The sequence below is a fragment of the Arenimonas sp. MALMAid1274 genome, assembly GCF_049195245.1.
Lineage (GTDB): Bacteria > Pseudomonadota > Gammaproteobacteria > Xanthomonadales > Xanthomonadaceae > Arenimonas.
Window position 1 is genome coordinate 495530 of record NZ_JBMIRR010000027.1, and the last position, 16374, is coordinate 511903.

Annotated in this window: 15 protein-coding genes; 9 read left to right on the forward strand and 6 right to left on the reverse strand. The window is 71.2% G+C overall.

The window, feature by feature from the left end:
• Positions 1-61: 61 nt before the first annotated feature.
• From rlmD to ACOQFR_RS10890, 6 genes are all read left to right on the forward strand, one after another.
• Positions 62-1381 (forward strand): 23S rRNA (uracil(1939)-C(5))-methyltransferase RlmD, encoded by a 1320-nt coding sequence (rlmD, locus tag ACOQFR_RS10865; RefSeq protein ID WP_421381753.1) that lies wholly within the window; start codon positions 62-64, stop codon positions 1379-1381.
• Between the two features lie 62 nt (positions 1382-1443).
• On the forward strand, positions 1444-1947 hold the full coding sequence (locus ACOQFR_RS10870) for a CYTH domain-containing protein (protein WP_421381755.1): 504 nt from the start codon (positions 1444-1446) through the stop codon (positions 1945-1947).
• Positions 1947-2957 carry a beta-N-acetylhexosaminidase gene (gene nagZ, locus ACOQFR_RS10875; protein ID WP_421381757.1) on the forward strand — a complete coding sequence of 337 codons (1011 nt, stop codon included), beginning with the start codon at positions 1947-1949 and terminating at the stop codon, positions 2955-2957. Before ACOQFR_RS10870 ends, nagZ begins: the two co-directional genes overlap by 1 nt.
• A 1-nt stretch (position 2958) precedes the next feature.
• On the forward strand, positions 2959-3504 hold the full coding sequence (locus ACOQFR_RS10880; RefSeq protein WP_421381759.1) for a hypoxanthine-guanine phosphoribosyltransferase: 546 nt from the start codon (positions 2959-2961) through the stop codon (positions 3502-3504).
• A gap of 1 nt (position 3505) precedes the next feature.
• Entirely contained in the window at positions 3506-4249 is a 744-nt protein-coding gene (locus tag ACOQFR_RS10885; protein ID WP_421381761.1) for an S-methyl-5'-thioinosine phosphorylase, read from the forward strand.
• A gap of 95 nt (positions 4250-4344) precedes the next feature.
• Positions 4345-4548 carry a cold-shock protein gene (locus ACOQFR_RS10890; protein ID WP_421381763.1) on the forward strand — a complete coding sequence of 68 codons (204 nt, stop codon included), beginning with the start codon at positions 4345-4347 and terminating at the stop codon, positions 4546-4548.
• A 56-nt stretch (positions 4549-4604) separates the two neighbouring features.
• Here ACOQFR_RS10890 and ACOQFR_RS10895 read toward each other — a convergent pair whose 3' ends face one another.
• From ACOQFR_RS10895 to ACOQFR_RS10915, 5 genes are all read right to left on the reverse strand, one after another.
• Positions 4605-6362: an ABC transporter transmembrane domain-containing protein gene (locus ACOQFR_RS10895; protein WP_421381765.1), complete on the reverse strand. Its 1758-nt coding sequence runs from the start codon at positions 6360-6362 to the stop codon at positions 4605-4607.
• Positions 6359-6961 carry an IMPACT family protein gene (locus ACOQFR_RS10900; protein WP_421381767.1) on the reverse strand — a complete coding sequence of 201 codons (603 nt, stop codon included), beginning with the start codon at positions 6959-6961 and terminating at the stop codon, positions 6359-6361. Before ACOQFR_RS10900 ends, ACOQFR_RS10895 begins: the two co-directional genes overlap by 4 nt.
• Complete coding sequence (locus ACOQFR_RS10905) at positions 6961-7968, reverse strand: hypothetical protein (protein ID WP_421381769.1); 1008 nt, start codon at positions 7966-7968, stop codon at positions 6961-6963. The genes ACOQFR_RS10900 and ACOQFR_RS10905 overlap by 1 nt, the downstream gene beginning before the upstream one ends.
• Positions 7969-7978: 10 nt before the next feature.
• Entirely contained in the window at positions 7979-9808 is a 1830-nt protein-coding gene (locus tag ACOQFR_RS10910) for a vWA domain-containing protein (protein ID WP_421381771.1), read from the reverse strand.
• Positions 9809-9873: 65 nt separating this feature from the next.
• The gene (locus ACOQFR_RS10915; RefSeq protein ID WP_421381773.1) at positions 9874-10422 is read right to left on the reverse strand and encodes an RNA polymerase sigma factor; all 549 of its coding nucleotides are present in this window, start codon (positions 10420-10422) and stop codon (positions 9874-9876) included.
• A gap of 84 nt (positions 10423-10506) precedes the next feature.
• Between ACOQFR_RS10915 and ACOQFR_RS10920 the strand changes: the two genes are divergently transcribed.
• Positions 10507-11964 carry a diguanylate cyclase domain-containing protein gene (locus tag ACOQFR_RS10920; protein WP_421381775.1) on the forward strand — a complete coding sequence of 486 codons (1458 nt, stop codon included), beginning with the start codon at positions 10507-10509 and terminating at the stop codon, positions 11962-11964.
• 15 nt (positions 11965-11979) lie between these two features.
• Here ACOQFR_RS10920 and xseA read toward each other — a convergent pair whose 3' ends face one another.
• Positions 11980-13350 carry an exodeoxyribonuclease VII large subunit gene (gene xseA, locus ACOQFR_RS10925; RefSeq protein WP_421381777.1) on the reverse strand — a complete coding sequence of 457 codons (1371 nt, stop codon included), beginning with the start codon at positions 13348-13350 and terminating at the stop codon, positions 11980-11982.
• Positions 13351-13449: 99 nt separating this feature from the next.
• Between xseA and ACOQFR_RS10930 the strand changes: the two genes are divergently transcribed.
• Entirely contained in the window at positions 13450-15096 is a 1647-nt protein-coding gene (locus ACOQFR_RS10930; protein WP_421381779.1) for a hypothetical protein, read from the forward strand.
• Entirely contained in the window at positions 15093-16328 is a 1236-nt protein-coding gene (ispG, locus tag ACOQFR_RS10935; RefSeq protein ID WP_421381781.1) for a flavodoxin-dependent (E)-4-hydroxy-3-methylbut-2-enyl-diphosphate synthase, read from the forward strand. The genes ACOQFR_RS10930 and ispG overlap by 4 nt, the downstream gene beginning before the upstream one ends.
• The last annotated feature ends 46 nt before the right edge of the window (positions 16329-16374 follow it).

The window sequence follows — 16374 nt, forward strand, 5'->3', positions numbered from 1 at the left end:
TCAGCGGCAGGCGGGGCGCGGATTTGCGACAATCCACGCCCCGTTTTTTTTTGGTCTCGCCGTGGCCCGATCCCGATCAAAGATCCACCAGGTATTCGAACTGGCCATCGATGGCATGACCCACGACGGCCGCGGCGTCGGCCGGCGCGAGGGCAAGGCGGTGTTCGTCTCGGGTGCGCTGCCGGGTGAGACCGTGCGCGTGGAGCAGACCGGGCGCAACCGCAGCTTCGACGAGGGCCGCACCCTGGAGGTGCTGCAGGCATCGCCGCAACGGGTGGAGCCGCGTTGCCCGCACTTCGGCACCTGTGCCGGCTGCGTGCTGCAGCACCTGGAGGCCCCGGGCCAGATCGCCGCCAAGCACGGCGTGCTGCAGGACAGCCTGCAGCGCCTTGGCCACGTCACGCCCGAGCGCGTGCTCGAGCCGCTGGTGGACGCGGCCTGGGGCTATCGGCGCAAGGGGCGCTTCTCGGTGCGCTACGTGGAGAAGAAGGGCAAGGTGGTGGTGGGCTTCCGCGAGTCCAACCCGCGCTTCGTCGCCGACCTCACGCAGTGCCACACCGTGGTGCCCGAGATCGGCCAGCGCATTCCCGCACTGGCCGACTTGGTCGACAGCCTGGATGGCCGCCGCACCCTGCCGCAGATCGAATTCATCGCCGGCGACGAGGGCGTGGCGCTGGTCTTCCGCCACCTGGAGCCATTGAGCGCGGCCGACGTCGAGCGGCTGCGTGCTTTCGCGTGCGACACCGGGTTCGCCGTCTTCCTGCAGCCGGGCGGGCTGGACACCGTGCATGCGCTGTGGCCCGAGCAGATGCCGCTGTCGTTCTCGCTGGGTGGCCTGGGGCTTTCGCTGGCGTTCCGGCCGCTGGATTTCATCCAGGTCAACGCAGGCCTGAACGACAAGATGATCGCGCGGGCCCTGGAGTTGCTCGACCCGCAGCCGCAGGACCGCGTGCTCGACCTGTTCTGCGGCCTGGGAAATTTCACGCTGCCGCTGGCGCAGCGCGCCGGGCAGGTGGTGGGCGTGGAAGGGGATGCCGGCCTGGTCGAGCGTGCACGGGCCAATGCAATCCGCAATGGCCTGGGCAATGTGGCCTTCCATGCAGCCGACCTGCCCAAGGACCTGTCGGGCGAGCCCTGGATGCGCGACGGCTTTGACAAGCTGCTGCTGGACCCGCCGCGCGCCGGCGCCGCCGAGGTGCTGGCGCAGCTGCCGCTGGAGGGCATCCGCCGCATCGTCTACGTGTCCTGCCACCCCGGATCGCTGGCGCGCGACGCCGGGTTCCTGGTGCGCGAGCGCGGTTATGCGCTCAAGGCGGCCGGCGCGATGGACATGTTCCCGCAGACCGCGCACGTGGAATCGATCGCATTGTTCGAGAAGTGACGCACGCAGGCACTACAATCGGGGCGTGCCGATCCCCGGCACCGCGGCAGGAGCAGTACCGGATGGGCGTGGAAATCGAACGCAAGTTCCTGGTCGCCAGCGACCACTGGCGGTCGCACGTGACGCGGTCCGTGCGCATGGCGCAGGGCTACATCAACGACATGGCCGCGCTGCGCGAGGCGCGCCAGAACGCCTCGGTTCGCGTGCGCATCGCCGGCGACGAGGCCTTCCTCAACCTCAAGTCGCGTGAACCCGGCCCGAGCCGCCAGGAGTTCGACTACCCGATCCCGGTGGCCGATGCCGAGGCGCTGCTGGCGCTGTGCGTCGGCGGGCGCGTGCAGAAGGTGCGGCACTACATCCCGCAGGACGACCTGACCTGGGAAGTGGACGAATTCGACGGCGACAATGCCGGCCTGGTGGTGGCCGAACTGGAGCTGCCGGCGGTGGACGCCGCCTTCGCGCGGCCGGCATGGCTGGGCGAGGAAGTGACCGACGAACAGCGCTACTACAACCTGGCGCTGGCCGAACGACCGTATTCCGCGTGGTCCGCACGGGAGCGCAGCTGATGCTGGTCATCGGTACCAGCGGCCCCGAGCTGCTGCCGTCGGAACGCGACTGGCTGCAGCATCCGGCGGTGGCCGGCGTCATCCTGTTCAGCCGCAATTTCCAGTCGCGCGACCAGGTGCGCGAACTGTGCGCCGCCATCCGCGACGCCGCGCCGCGTCCGCAGCTGATCTGCGTGGACCAGGAAGGCGGCCGCGTGCAGCGCTTCCGCGACGGCTACCATCCGCTGCCCTCGCTGGAAGGCTTTGGCAGGCTGTTCGCGGTGGATCCGCGCGCCGCCACCCAGCTGGCGCGCGAACATGCCTGGCTGATGGCCAGCGAGATCCGCGTCTCCGGCCTGGACCTGAGCTTCGCGCCGGTGGTGGACCTGGGCCGCGGCAACCGCGCGATCGGCGACCGTGCCTTCCACGCCGAGCCCGACATCGTCGCCGAGTTCACCCGCGCCTACGTGGCCGGCATGCACGAGGCCGGCATGGCGGCCACGCTGAAACACTTCCCGGGCCACGGCTCGGTGCTCGAGGACACGCACTTCGACGATGCCGTCGATCCCCGCGGCCTGGACGAACTCGAAGCCGCCGACCTGCGCCCGTTCGCGGCCGGCATCGCCGCCGGCGCCGATGCGGTGATGATGGCGCACGTGCGTTATCCGGCCGTGGCGTCCGAGCCCGCGGGCTATTCGCCGCACTGGATCCGCACCCTGCTGCGCGAGCGCCTGGGCTTCCGCGGCGTGGTGTTCTCCGACGACATCGGCATGGCCGCGGCGCTGGCGGCCGGCGGCGTCAAGGCGCGCATCAATGCCCACCTGGATGCCGGTTGCGACGCGGTGCTGGCCTGCGCGCCGGCGCTGGTGCCCGACGCGCTGGCCTGCATGGACACGCGACCCGCGGTTTCGCCGGGCGGCCTGGCCGCGCTGATGGGGCGCGGAAACCTCGACTGGCCCGGCCTGGCGGCCGAGTCGCGTTACGATCAGGCCCGGACGCGTCTGTCCGGGCTGACCACCGGAGTGAGCTGAGATGCCGATGACCCTGGCCACCGCGTTGCCGCAGTCGGAGTTGCTGTTCGACCGCGAAGAGATCGACTCGCAGATCCGCCGCATCGCCGCCGACATCGACGCCGACTATGCCGAGGGTCCGCGCCCGGTCTACCTCACGATCATGCACGGCGGCATGCCGTTCGCGGCGCAGCTGGCCCTGTCGCTGGCGATCGACCTGGAGTTCGACTACCTGCACGCCACCCGCTACCGCGGCGCCACCACCGGCTCCGGACTGGCCTGGCTGCACCGGCCGGCAACGCCGTTGCGCGGCCGCCGGGTGCTGCTGGCCGACGACATCCTGGACGAGGGCCACACCCTGAAGGCCGTCAAGCACTGGTGCGAGGACGAGGGCGCCGCCGACGTGCGCATCGCGGTGCTGGCGATCAAGAACCACGACCGTCGCGTCGAGGGCATCGAGGCCGATTACATCGCGCTGGAGGTGCCCGACCGCTACGTCTACGGCTACGGCATGGACTTCCACGAACAGGGCCGCAACCTGCCCGCCATCTACGCCCTGGGGCCCTGACATGGATGACATCGCGCTGGCCGTGATCGGCGGTACCGGTCTGTACAAGCTGGCCGCGCTGGACGAGGTCGAAGCGCTGGAAGGCATGACGCCCTACGGCGCGGCCTCGGGGCCGGTGCGGGTGGGGCGCATCGCCGGCCAGCGCGTGGCCTTCATGGCGCGCCATGGCGAGGGGCATTCGCTGCCGCCGCACCAGGTCAACTATCGCGCCAATCTCTGGCGGCTCAAGCAGGTCGGTGCGCGCCAGGTGCTGGCCATCAATGCGGTGGGCGGCATCACCGAACGTTTCGGGCCGCGCGTACTGGCGCTGCCCGACCAGCTGATCGACTACACCTGGGGCCGCATCTCCACCTTCTGCGAGGAGCCCGGCACCGAGGTGCTGCACGTGGACTTCGGTGATCCCTATACCCCGGCCCTGCGCGCGCGCGTGCTGGCCGCGGCCGCCCGCTCGGGCACCGCGCTGGTCGACGGCGGCTGTTATGGCGCCACCCAGGGACCACGCCTGGAGACCCGTGCCGAAATCGCCCGCCTGCGCCGCGACGGCTGCGACCTGGTCGGCATGACCGGCATGCCGGAAGCCGGCCTGGCCCGCGAGCTGGGACTGGACTATGCCTGCCTGGCGGTGGTGGCCAACTGGGCCGCCGGCTGCGGCGACGATGCCGAGATCACGCTGGCCGAAGTGCTGGCCAATGTCGAGGCCGCCAGCGCCGGCCTGCCCGCGTTGCTCGAGGCCCTGCTGGGGTAATTGTCAGGCGTTTTTCCCTTGATTATGCTCGGGCCGTGCACGTGGCCGGGGCACTGGCAGGGGCACGCCTGTACAACCGCATTCGAGGGATGGTCATGAGTCTGGGTACCGTGAAGTGGTTCAACGACGCCAAGGGGTTCGGTTTCATTTCGCCCGAGGACGGCAGCGCCGATGTGTTCGTGCATTATTCGGCAATCGCCGCCAAGGGTTTCCGTTCGCTGCAGGAAGGGCAGCGGGTCAGTTTCGAAGTGGTGCAGGGGCCCAAGGGCGCCCAGGCCGCCAACGTCGCGCCGGCCTGATCTGGTTTTCCATTCGCTTCACCGTAGGCCCTGCGTAAGCGGGGCCTTCTTTTTTTCTAGTGATCGAACTGGAGGCGAGCCAGCTCGGCGTACAGCCCGTTCTGGGCCAGCAGCTCGGCGTGGGTGCCGGTGGCGACGATGCGGCCCTGGTCCATCACCACGATGCGGTCGGCCTTGAGCACGGTGGCCAGGCGGTGCGCGATCACCAGGGTGGTGCGGCCCTGCATCAGCCGCTCCAGCGCCTGCTGCACCGCGCGTTCGCTCTGGGCATCCAGCGCGCTGGTGGCCTCGTCCAGCAGCAGGATGGGCGCGTCCTTGAGCAGGGCCCGCGCGATCGCCAGCCGCTGCTGCTGGCCGCCGGAAAGGCGCGCTCCGCGCTCGCCCAGTTCGCTGTCGTAACCCTCCGGCAGTGCCTGCAGGAACTCGTGCGCTTCGGCGCTGCGCGCGGCGGCCTCGATCTGCGCCGCATCGGCCTCGAGCCGGCCATAGCGGATGTTCTCGCGCGCGCTGGCGCCGAAGATCACCGGGTCCTGCGGCACCAGGGCCACGTGGCGACGCAGCTGCGCCGGATCCAGGCTGCGCAGGTCCACGCCATCCACGCTGACCTGGCCCGCCTCCGGATCATGGAAGCGCAGCAGCAGCTGGAACACGGTGCTCTTTCCGGCACCGGACGGCCCGACCAGGGCCACCGTCTCGCCCGGTTCGACCACCAGGCTGAAGTCCTGCAGGGCGGCCCGGTCCGGGCGGGTGGGGTAGTGGAAGACCACGTCCTGCATCGCGATGCGGCCCCGAACCGGCACCGGCAACATCGCCGGCGGCGCAGGCACGGCCAGGGCCGTGCGTTCCTGCAGCAGTTCGTTGATGCGGGCCATGCCGCCGGCCGCGCGCTGCACCTCGGCCCAGACCTCGGTCAGCGCGCCGACCGAGCCGGCGCCGAGCAGCGCGTAGAGCACGAACTGGCCCAGCGTGCCCGGCGTCATGGTCCCGGCGATCACGTCCTGCGCGCCGATCCACAGCACTGCGGTGATCGAGCCGAACACCAGCACGATGACGATGGCGGTGAGCAGGGCCTGCAGCCGGATCCGCTTGCGCGCGGCGCCCAGGGCCACCTGCACGGCGTCCGAGAAACGACCGCTCTCGTAGCCTTCGCGGGCATAGCTCTGCACGGTGTGCATCGCGCCCAGGGTTTCGCCGGCACGGGCGTTGGCGTCGGCCACGCGGTCCTGGCTGTCCTTGGCCACGCCCCGCACCTTGCGGCCGGAAAGCGCCATCGGCAGCACCACCAGCGGAATGCCCAGCAGCGCGAACAGCGCCAGGCGCGGGCTGGTCACGGCCAGCATCACCGCGCTGCCGGTGACCGTGATGCCACTGCGCAGGGCCACCGACATGCTGGAGCCGACCACGCTGCGCAGCAGTTCGGTATCCGCCGACAGCCGGGAAAGCAGCTCGCCGGTGCGGGTCTTCTCGAAGAAGGCCTGGTCCAGCCCGAGCAGGTGCGCATACAGCGACCGGCGCAGGTCGGCGATCACCCGCTCGCCCAGCAGCGACACAAAATAGAAACGCGCGGCCGTGGCCAAGGCGAGCATCACCGCCACCGCGAACAGCAGCGCGAACCAGCGGTCCACCGAACTGCCCGCGACGAAGCCCTGGTCGATCATGTACTTCACTGCCACGGGCAGCAGCAGGGTGGCGCCGGAAGAAAAGGCCAGGGCGGTGAGCCAGCAGGCCAGCAGTCCGCGGTGCGGCCGCAGGTAGGGCAGCAGTCCGCGCAGGGAATTGACCGGGGGGCGCGGGGCGGCGGCGGTATCGCTCATGCGGGGTCGGTCTCGGAACGGTGGAGGCGGGCCGTGCCCCGGCTCAGGTCGCGCAGGCGATCGGACAAGTCCTGATAGCTGGAGGCGGGGAGGCGCAATCGCAAGTGCAGGCCCTGCGGGTCGAAGCGTTCGTCGAGCTTTTCCGCGCCCAGCGCTTCGATCAGGCCATGCACCTTGCCTGCGAGGTTGAAATCACAGTCGAGCGCGGCCTCGCAGGTCTGCACCAGGCGCCGGCGTGGCGCGGCGCGCAGGCATTCGGCGGCGGCGCAGCCGTAGGCGCGCACCAGCCCGCCGACGCCCAGGTTGGTGCCGCCATACCAGCGGGTCACCACCACGGCCACCTGGTCCATGGCCTGGCCGTCGATCGCGGCCAGGATCGGCCGGCCCGCACTGCCGCCGGGTTCGCCATCGTCACTGGAGCGGTAGTGCTGGCCGATGCGGTAGGCCCAGCAGTTGTGCGTGGCCTCCGGGTCGGCGACCAGCTGCAGCCAGGCGAGCGCCGCGTCGGCCGATGTCACCGGTGTGGCCTGGGCCAGGAACCGACTTTTCCTGGCTTCCAGCGCGAACCGCGCCGGGGCGGCCAAGGTGTCGCGCGGCATCAGCGCAGTCGCGCCAGGTCGCTGGGCACGGGCGCGTCCGGGTAGGTCCTGATGAAGAGCCGCAGGCTGGCGCGAGCACCGGCGGCATCGCCGACGCTGCGCCGTTCGCGGACGCGGTCCAGCCAGGCGGCCGGTGCCAGGCGTGCATCTTCGGCGACCGGCGGCAGGGCAGCGGCACGCGCCTTGGCGGCGGCCTGCTGCAGCGACTGCGGCGCCGGTTCGGCGAGCGCGGCGCGGTCCACATCCGCCGCCTGGTCGGCAAGGGCATCGGCGCGCGTGCGCTGCTCGCTGCGTCGCTGGCTGTTCTCCGCCTCGGCCTGGGCGCGGGCGAACGCGGCCGCTGCGCCGGAGCCTGCGGCGTCCGGCGCCGAGCTTTCCGCGGCAGCGAATTCGTCGGCGGTTGCGCCCAGGCGATAGGCATCGGCGTCATCCGCGGACGGCGGCGGCGCGAAGGCGCCTGCTTCTTCCGGCGCGGCCGGCATCGTCGGCGCCACCACCGGCGGCGCCGCAGGGAAGGGCACGGGGGCCGGCGGCGGTGCCACGGCGGCCGGGGCGGGCGGCGGCGGAGGCGGCGAGGGCCGCACGCGCCGCAGTTCGCTTGACTGGGTCGGCGGCGGCCCGGGCATCGGTACGATCTCGCGTTCTGGCTCGACCAGGTCAACGCTGAGGCGATCGGGGGCCTCGGGCTTGTCCTGGGTCTTCTCGGCCAGGGTGGCCTGCGGCACGGGCGCCAGCGGCGGACGAAGCTGCATGCCCACGCCCACGGCCAGGACGGCGGCGGCCGCCGTGCCGATGGCCCAGCTGGGCAACCAGCGCAGGGGCTTGATGGCGCGCCGCGGACGCGGCGCCTGGGATTCGTCGGCGGCCACCGCATCGGAGGCCGCCTTCAGGATGGCCGCGTCGAGCCGCGCGGACGGCTCGCCGGCCGGCAGGGCACGCAGGACCCGGGCCAGGGCGAGTTCATCGTCCTGGTGCGGGTGCTTGCGGGGATCCTGCGGCTGGGTCACGGGGCTATTGTCACTCTTTGGCCACGGCAATCGAAGCATCGGTGCCGGCAGCCATCGCCGGGCCCTCGGAAGGCGCCAGGCGACGCGCCTGCGCCAGCAGCTGCAGGAACTCCGCGCGGTAGCCCCAGGCATCGCTGCCGCGGGCACCAAGCGCCAGCGCTTCCACCTGGTCCCAGCCGAAGCGGCCCACGTTGCCACCGCCGCGCAACAGGTCGGCGTAGGCCGCGACCGCGGCGGCAAAGCGCAGGCCTTCGCTGGGCTGCATCGTCAGCGCAGAGCGCGTGACCGGTCGCTCCAACAGCACGCTGCGGTCCTCGCCGGGCAACTTGTAGCGGAGCTTGAGGTGGGCCAGCTCCTGGCCACGGCCCTGGGTGGCGGGCTGGGGCGCGTAGCGCAGCGCGTCGCTGGACTCGCAGCCCGCACCCACCAGGCAGATTTCATACAGCGCGGTCACGTCGTGGCCCGCGCCGATCTCGCCCGCGTCCACCTGGTCGTTGTTGAAGTCCTCGCGGGCCAGCGCACGGTTTTCGTAGCCGATCAGGCGGTACTCGGCCACCATCGCCGGGTTGAACTCGACCTGGATCTTGACGTCGCTGGCGATGGTCATCAGCGTCGAGCTCATTTCCTCGACCAGCACCTTGCGGCCTTCCATCAGGTTGTCGATGTACGCGTGGTTGCCGTCGCCCACGTCGGCCAGCTTTTCGGCCAGCGCCTCGTTGTAGTTGCCCTGGCCGAAGCCAAGCGTGGTCAGCGCGATGCCGGACTTGCGGCCCTGTTCGACCTTGGTCTCCAGTGCGCGCTCGTCGTAGATGCCGACGTTGAAGTCGCCGTCGGTGGCCAGCACGATGCGGTTCACGCCGCCGTCGATGAAGGATTGCCGGGCCATCAGGTAGGCCAGGTCGATGCCTTCGCCACCGTTGGTCGAACCGCCGGCCTCGAGCCGGTCCAGCGCCTGCAGGATCTCGTCATGGCGGTCGCCCGACGTCGGCGGCAGCACCAGACCGGCGCTGCCGGCATACACCACGATGGACACGCGGTCCTGCGCGCGCAGGCGCGGCACCAGCTGGCGGAAGCTTTCCTTGAGCAGGGGCAGCTTGTCCTGCTCGGCCATCGAGCCCGAGGTGTCGATCAGGAACACCAGGTTCGAGGCCGGGATTTCGCTGGCGGGTACGTCATAGCCCTGGATGCCCACCTGCAGCAGCAGGCGCTTGTCGTTCCACGGCGCCGGTGCCAGCTCGGTGGCCACCGCGAAGGGCTGGCTGCGATCGCGCGGACCGGCGTAGCCATAGTCGAAGTAGTTGATCATCTCCTCGACCCGCACCGCGTCCTTGGGCGGCAGCTGGCCCTGGGCCAGCATGCGGCGCACATTGCTGTAGCTGCCGGTGTCGACGTCGATGGAGAAGGTGGACACCGGATTCTCGGCGGTGCGCACGATGCCGTTGTCATCGAACTCCGCATAGCGCTCGGTATTCGGCTCGGCCGTGACCATCCTGGGCATGGCCATGACGGCCTGCGGCGCCACCGAAGCGGGCGGGGCGGGCGGGGCCGGCGGCGGCGCGTAGTATTCCTGCGCCACCATGGCCGCCTGGTCCTGTGACTTGCGGCGCGATTCCATCTCGGCCGCACGGCCCGCGGCGGCCTCGGCCAGCAGGCGGTCGGCGCGCGGCTTGGATGTCAGGTTCGCCTGCGGAAGCGGCGCGGTGTCGGCGGTCGCGTCAGCGACGACGGGTTCGGGCCGCGGGTTGCCGGCGCCGGCCGGCTCCGAAGCGGTTTCCATGGACTTCTGGGCGCAGCCGGCGGCTACGGCGAGGGCAAGGCAGCTGATGACGAAACGACGCATGGCAGAACTCCTGGTGGGGGTGGCCCTGCTGTCAACGGGCCAGTCCAGGAAACGGGGTTGACCGGTCATGGCCGCAGCCTCGCGCGCAGCTTGTCCATGGCGTAGCGCAGGCGCGATTTCACCGTCTCCCGGCCCACGCCGGTGATCTTGCCGATCTCCTCCAGGCTCAATTCCTGCTCCAGCCGCAGCAACACCACCTCGCGCTGATCGTCAGGCAACTCCTCCAGGGCCCGCTGCAGGCGGCGGCGTTCCTCGAAGGCCGACAGGGTGCGCTCGGGCGTTTCCGGATCCGGCACCTTGGCGGCCAGTTCGTCGGCGTCCTCGGGCGCACTGGGGCGATGCTGCTTCGCGCGCCAGTGGTCGGTGAGGCGGTTGTGCGCGATCTGGTAGAGCCAGGTGGCGAAGCGGGCATCGGGCCGGTAGCGTTCTCGCGCGGTGATCACGCGCTGCCACACGTCCTGGAAGTACTCCTCGGCCAGGCCCGGATCGCGCAGCTGCCGCGCCAGGTGCCGGAACAGCGGGCCGCGGTGGCGCGAATACAGGGCCTGGAACGCGGCGATGTCGCCGGCCCCGTACGCCAGCATCAATTCTTCGTCGGTCGGCTCCCCCTGCATGCCGGAAGCCTACGGGCTTTCCGGTAGCCGTTGAAGCCGCCCGATGGCCCGCCGGCCGGCGCGCCGCGGGTGTAAATTGCCGGTATGCCGATCCGCCCGCCCAGACGCCAGGCCGAGGGCCGCGAGCTTGCCCCGCCCGGGGGCAGCTGGCTGCGCCCGGGCCGGCATTGGTTGGCCGGGCTGGGCGTTCTCGCGCTGGGCGTCTACTTCAGTGTCAACACCGCCGAGCTCGAACGCGAGCGCGACCTGAGCCAGCGGCGCGCGCAAGTGCAGACCGACCTGCTCAGTTTCCGCTCCCAGCTCGAGCGCGACATCTACGCCAGCGTCGCCCTGGTGCGCGGGCTGGCGGTGCAGATCGTTCTGCGCGACGGGGTGTCGGAGGAGGACTTCCGCGCGACGGCCGAAGAACTGCTGATCAATCAGCCGCGCATCGTCAACCTGTCGCTGGCGCCGAAGTTCGTGGTCACCAGCATCTACCCCCTGCCTGGCAATGAAGCCGCGCTTGGCATCCGCCTGCTCGAGGAGCCGGGGCAGAAGGAGGCCATGCTGCGTGCGATCACCGAAGACGGACCGGTGCTGGCGGGCCCCTTCAAGCTGGTGCAGGGCGGCGAGGCGCTCGCGCTGCGCGTTCCGATCTGGGTGAACGTGGAAGGCGTGCCGCGCTACTGGGGCGCGGTCAGCATGGTGCTGGACTACGAGCAGACGCTGGAGCGCGCGGGCCTGCCGAAGCTGGCCAAGGAATTCGAGCTGGACATCGTCGGTCGCGATGCGACCGGGCCCGGCGGCGAGATCATCCGCGGCCCCCGCCTGCTGGCCTCGGATCGTCCGGTGAAGATGCCGATCTTCCTGCCCGGCGGAAGCTGGCTGATGTCGGCGGTGCCGCGCGAGGGCTGGCATCACAAACCGTGGTGGGAAACCACCGGTTTCCTGGTCCGCGTCGTATTGAGCATGCTGGCGGCGCTGGCGATCGCTCGCATCCTTCACGACCGCCAGCGCATCCGCCGGCTTGCGGGCATGGATGTCCTGACCAACCTGCCCAACCGGCGCTGGGCGCTGCAGCAGCTGGACCGCATGATTGCGCGCGGGCGGCGTGGCGACGATGGTTTCGCGCTGCTGTCCTTCGACCTGGACGGTTTCAAGCCGGTGAACGACACCTACGGCCACGCCGCTGGCGACCTGCTGCTGGCCGAAATCGGCCGGCGCCTCAGCGACGCCGTGCGGCCGGGCGACCTGGTGGCGCGCATGGGCGGCGACGAGTTCCTGGTGCTGGTGCCGACCGCGCAGGGCGTGGATGAAGACTGGCTGCGTGCGGTGGCGCTGCGTGTGCAGTCGGCCATCAACCGGCCGGTGCAGATCGAGGGTCACTGGGTGGTGGTGGGTGCCAGCATCGGCGTGGCGCGCTTCCCCGAAGACGGTGACCAGGCCGAAGTGCTGCTGCGCAAGGCCGACGAGGCGATGTACCGGGCCAAAAGCGGGCGCACCCACGGCGTGGAGTTCGCGGGCGGACCCGTGCGCGCTGGTACGTCGCCCCAAGGGAGCTGAGCCCGCGACCGCGGATCAGGCGTCGCCGGTACCGTCGGGCCCGGAACTGGCCTCTACCCTCAGCGTGAGTCGGCCCTCGGCCAAACGTGCGGTGACGGACTGGCCGGGCGCAGCGTCCGAGGGGCGGCGCAGCACCCCGCCATCGCTGTCGCGCTGCAGGATGGCGTAGCCGCGCGCCAGCGTCGCCAGCGGACTCACGCCTGCCAATGTCCTTGCCAGTCCCTGCAGCTGCAGGCGGCGGCGCTGCATGCGCTGCTGCGTCAAGGCGTGCAGCCGCTCGCGCAGAAGCTGCAGGCGATGGGCGTGCCGCTGCAGCGACTGCTGCGGATGGGCCTGGTCCAGGCGGCGCAGGGCCCGCGCCAGCCGTTCGCTGCGGCGGGCGAGGGAGGATTCCAGGGCCTGGTCCAGCCGTCGCTGCAGGGCGGCGAGGCGGCCACGGCCACGCTCGAGCCGCAGGTGCGGGCGCAGCGCCTGCAGCTTGAGGTAGGCCTGGTCGGCGCGCTGCGCGCGGGCCGCGGTGCCGCGCGCCAGCAGGGCCTGCAGCTGGCGGTGTCGCTGCTGCAGCCGCGCGAGCAGCTCGCCGCGCTCGGGCACGATCAGCTCGGCGGCGGCCGACGGCGTCGGCGCGCGCAGGTCAGCCGCGAAATCGCTGAGGCTCGAGTCGATCTCGTGGCCCACGGCCGACACCACCGGCACCGGCGAGGCGACGATCTCGCGCGCCAGGGCTTCGTCGTTGAAGGCCCACAGGTCTTCCAGCGAACCGCCGCCGCGCGTGAGCAGCAGCAGGTCGTAGCGGCCCGAGCGGCCCGCCCGTACCAGCATGTCCAGGATCTGCGCGGCGGCACCGTCGCCCTGCACCGGCACCGGCAGCACGTCCACCGCCAGCAGCGGAAAGCGGCGGCCCAGCACGCTGATCACGTCGCGCACCGCGGCTCCGCGCGGCGAGGTGATCACGCCCAGGCGACGTGGGAAGGCGGGCAGGGGCCGCTTGCGGGCCGGATCGAACAGCCCTTCGGCCGCGAGGCGCGCCTTCAGCTGCTCGAAGGCGCGGCGCAGTGCGCCTTCGCCGGCCTCCTCCAGGTGGTCGAGCACCAGCTGGTAGTCGCCGCGCGCCTCGTACAGGGTCAGGCGGCCGCGGGCCAGCACCTGCAGGCCATCGCGCGGCTGGAAGCGCAGGGCCTGGGCCTTGGGCTTGAACAGCGCGCAGCGCACCTGGGCGCGGTCGTCCTTCAGGGTGAAATAGGCGTGTCCGGAGGCCGGGCGCGAGTAGTTGCTGATCTCGCCCTCGACCCAGACCTGGGGGAAGCTGCCCTCCAGCAGGTCGCGCGCCAGCGCATTGAGCTGGGACGGGCGCAGGACCTGGCGTTCACGGGCAAGCTGGATCATGTCGGGGGCCGGACTCGGCCTGACAGGATACCGCGCCCGCGCGGGGGTAGGGCCCGGGCACCGCGCCGGTCTAAACTGACGGCACCACGAGGACCCCCGATGAGCGAAAGCTACCGAAGACTGAGCCAGGACCTGCCGCCCACCCACGGGGGCGCCACCGGGTTCGCCGCCGAGCCGCGCAAGGTGAAGGCCTGGGTCGCGGCACTGCCGCGCGCCAACGCCGAGGCCGCCGAGCAGGAACTGGCGCGCGCGCTGGAGGCGCTGTCGTCGCAGAAGCTCGACGGTGGCCAGCGCCTGGCCGCGCTGGAAGAACTGCGCGCGGCCGTGGTCGAGTCCATCACCCTGCTCGAGCGGCAGTTCGCCAGCAACCCGCTGCCCCTGCCGGCCGACAAGGCGCGGGCGGCCGCGTCTGCGGAAAAGTTCCACCTCGCGCTGGGCCACGGCTATCGCGCCGCGGCGGCAGACCTGTGCGCGCCCTCCGGCTCGGTGCCGTTCCTGCGCGGTGGCAGCGTGCTGCAGGCGCTGCAGCGCGCGGCCTGGCACTACTCGCGCGCCCTGGCGCTCGCCTGGCGGGTGTACCGGCCGCCGGCGGCCGGTACCTGGCAGGGCCTGCATCGGGTTCACCGCTTCGCGGCTTCCATCAAGCTCGACCGCAAGACGGTGGACGACAAGCTTGCCGGTGGCCAGGTCGACGTCTACACGGTCTACGTCCAGACGCTGTTGCTCGCGGCGATCAATCCCTATGCCTTCGGTCAGGCCGAGCAGGACAGCCTGTGGCCCATCACCCGCGGCTACGCTGCGCGTTGTGGCCTTAGCGAGCAGCCGCCCGATGCGCTGGCCCCGGTCGTGCCCGAAGACGCCGACCGCGGACCCGGACCGGGGGCGGGCGATGAATCCCATTCCCTGTGGCTGGACCTGCGCGCCTTTTCCACTGATGTCGAGCGCGCGCTGGGCCGGGTGCGCGACGGACAGGCCGAGCTCAGCCCGGGACCGGGTCCCGGCGTGCGCGTCGGCAACGACCTGCTGATCCGCCTGCGTCGTGCCTTCGGCCAGATCGCCGCGCGTGGCCTGGTGCGGCTGCCGGCCGGGCATCGCCTGGAAACCGTGCTGGGCCTGAGCGGCCTGCACTATTTCCTGGCCGGCCAGCGCGATTTCGACACCTTCATGAAACATTCCGCGCAGGGCACGGTGCACGTGGTCAGCGGCGCCAGCTGGACCCAGGGCGCGGCCAACATGACCCGCGTCAACCGCTTCACCGGCAAGGTGCTCGACCAGAGTCTTGGCGGGTATCGCATGGTCTGGGAAAGCGCCGACCAGGCGCGGGCGCGCGTCGGCGAACTGGTCGGCCTGAACTTCGGCGACGAAGGCGAGGACGCCGAGTGGATGGTGGGCGTGATGCGCTGGCTGCGCTACGAGGACGACGGCAGCCTGTCGGCGGGCGTCGAACTTCTGTCGCGCAAGTCCAGCGCGGTCGCCCTGCGGGTGGTCAGCGCCGATGGCGGTAGTCGCCAGATCAACCGCGCCGTGGAGATCTTCCCGATCGAGGGCGGCACCGGTCGCTGCTTCGTTTCCAATGCCGCGATCGAGTCGGGCAGCCGCATCGAGGTCATCCATGACAGCAGCGGCCAGTTCCCGGAGCTCACGCCGCGCGGTCCCGACCTGCTGCCCGAGGTGGAGGTGGTGCTCAACGCCGGCGACTACGTGCTGCTGGGCGAGCGGCGTGCGGAAACGGAGGCGGCGGCATGAGCGAGGCCCGCGCCAACCCGCGCCGCGCCACCCGGGCCGTCAGCGTGGACAAGGTGGTGATCGGTGGCGGCGCGCCCGTGGTGGTGCAGTCGATGACCAACACCGACACTGCCGACGTCGCCGGCACCGTGAAGCAGGTGGCCGAACTCTGGCGCGCCGGTTCCGAGCTGGTGCGCATCACGGTCAACAATCCCGAATCGGCCGCCGCCGTGCCGCGCATCCGCGAAAAGCTCGACATGATGTCGGTGCCGGTGCCGCTGGTCGGCGACTTCCACTACAACGGCGACCGGCTTTTGGCCGCCGAACCGGCCTGTGCCGAGGCGCTGGCCAAGTACCGCATCAATCCCGGCAACGTCGGCTTCGGGCGCAAGCGCGACACGCAGTTCGCGGCCATCGTCGAGATGGCGGTGCGCTTCGGCAAGCCGGTCCGCATCGGCGTCAACTGGGGCTCGCTGGACCAGGCCCTGGCGGCGCGCCTGATGGACGAGAACGCGGCGCGCGCCGAGCCCTGGGATGCGGCGCGGGTGCTGCGCGAGGCGCTGGTGGTGTCGGCGCTGGAGTCGGCCGAGCGCGCGGTCGAGATCGGCCTGCCGCGGGACCGCATCGTGCTGTCGGCCAAGGTCAGCGGCGTGCAGGAGCTGATCGCGGTCTACCGCGACCTGGCCACGCGCTCGGACTTCCCGCTGCACCTGGGCCTGACCGAGGCCGGCATGGGCAGCAAGGGCATCGTGGCCTCCAGCGCCGCGCTGGCGGTGCTGATGCAGGAAGGCATCGGCGACACCATCCGCATTTCGCTCACGCCCGAGCCGGGCGCCTCGCGCAACCTGGAAGTCACCGTAGCGCAGGAGCTGCTGCAGACCATGGGGCTGCGCGCATTCACGCCGCTGGTTACCGCCTGCCCGGGCTGCGGCCGCACGACGTCGGAGTTCTTCCAGGTGCTGGCGCAGAAGGTGCAGGCGCACGTGCGCGGCCAGATGCCGGTGTGGAAGCTCAAGTACCCCGGCGTCGAGAACCTGTCGCTGGCGGTGATGGGCTGCGTGGTCAACGGGCCCGGTGAATCGCGGCATGCCGACATCGGCATTTCGCTGCCGGGCACCGGCGAGGCGCCCACCGCCCCGGTGTTCATCGATGGCGAGAAGGCGATGACGCTGCGTGGCGAGAACATCGCCGACGAGTTCGTCGCGGTGATCGACCAGTACGTGGCACGGCGCTACGCGGGACCGTCGCCCTGACCCCGGTCCGCAGGCTGCTGGCGCACTGGCCTGCGCTGGTCGAGGC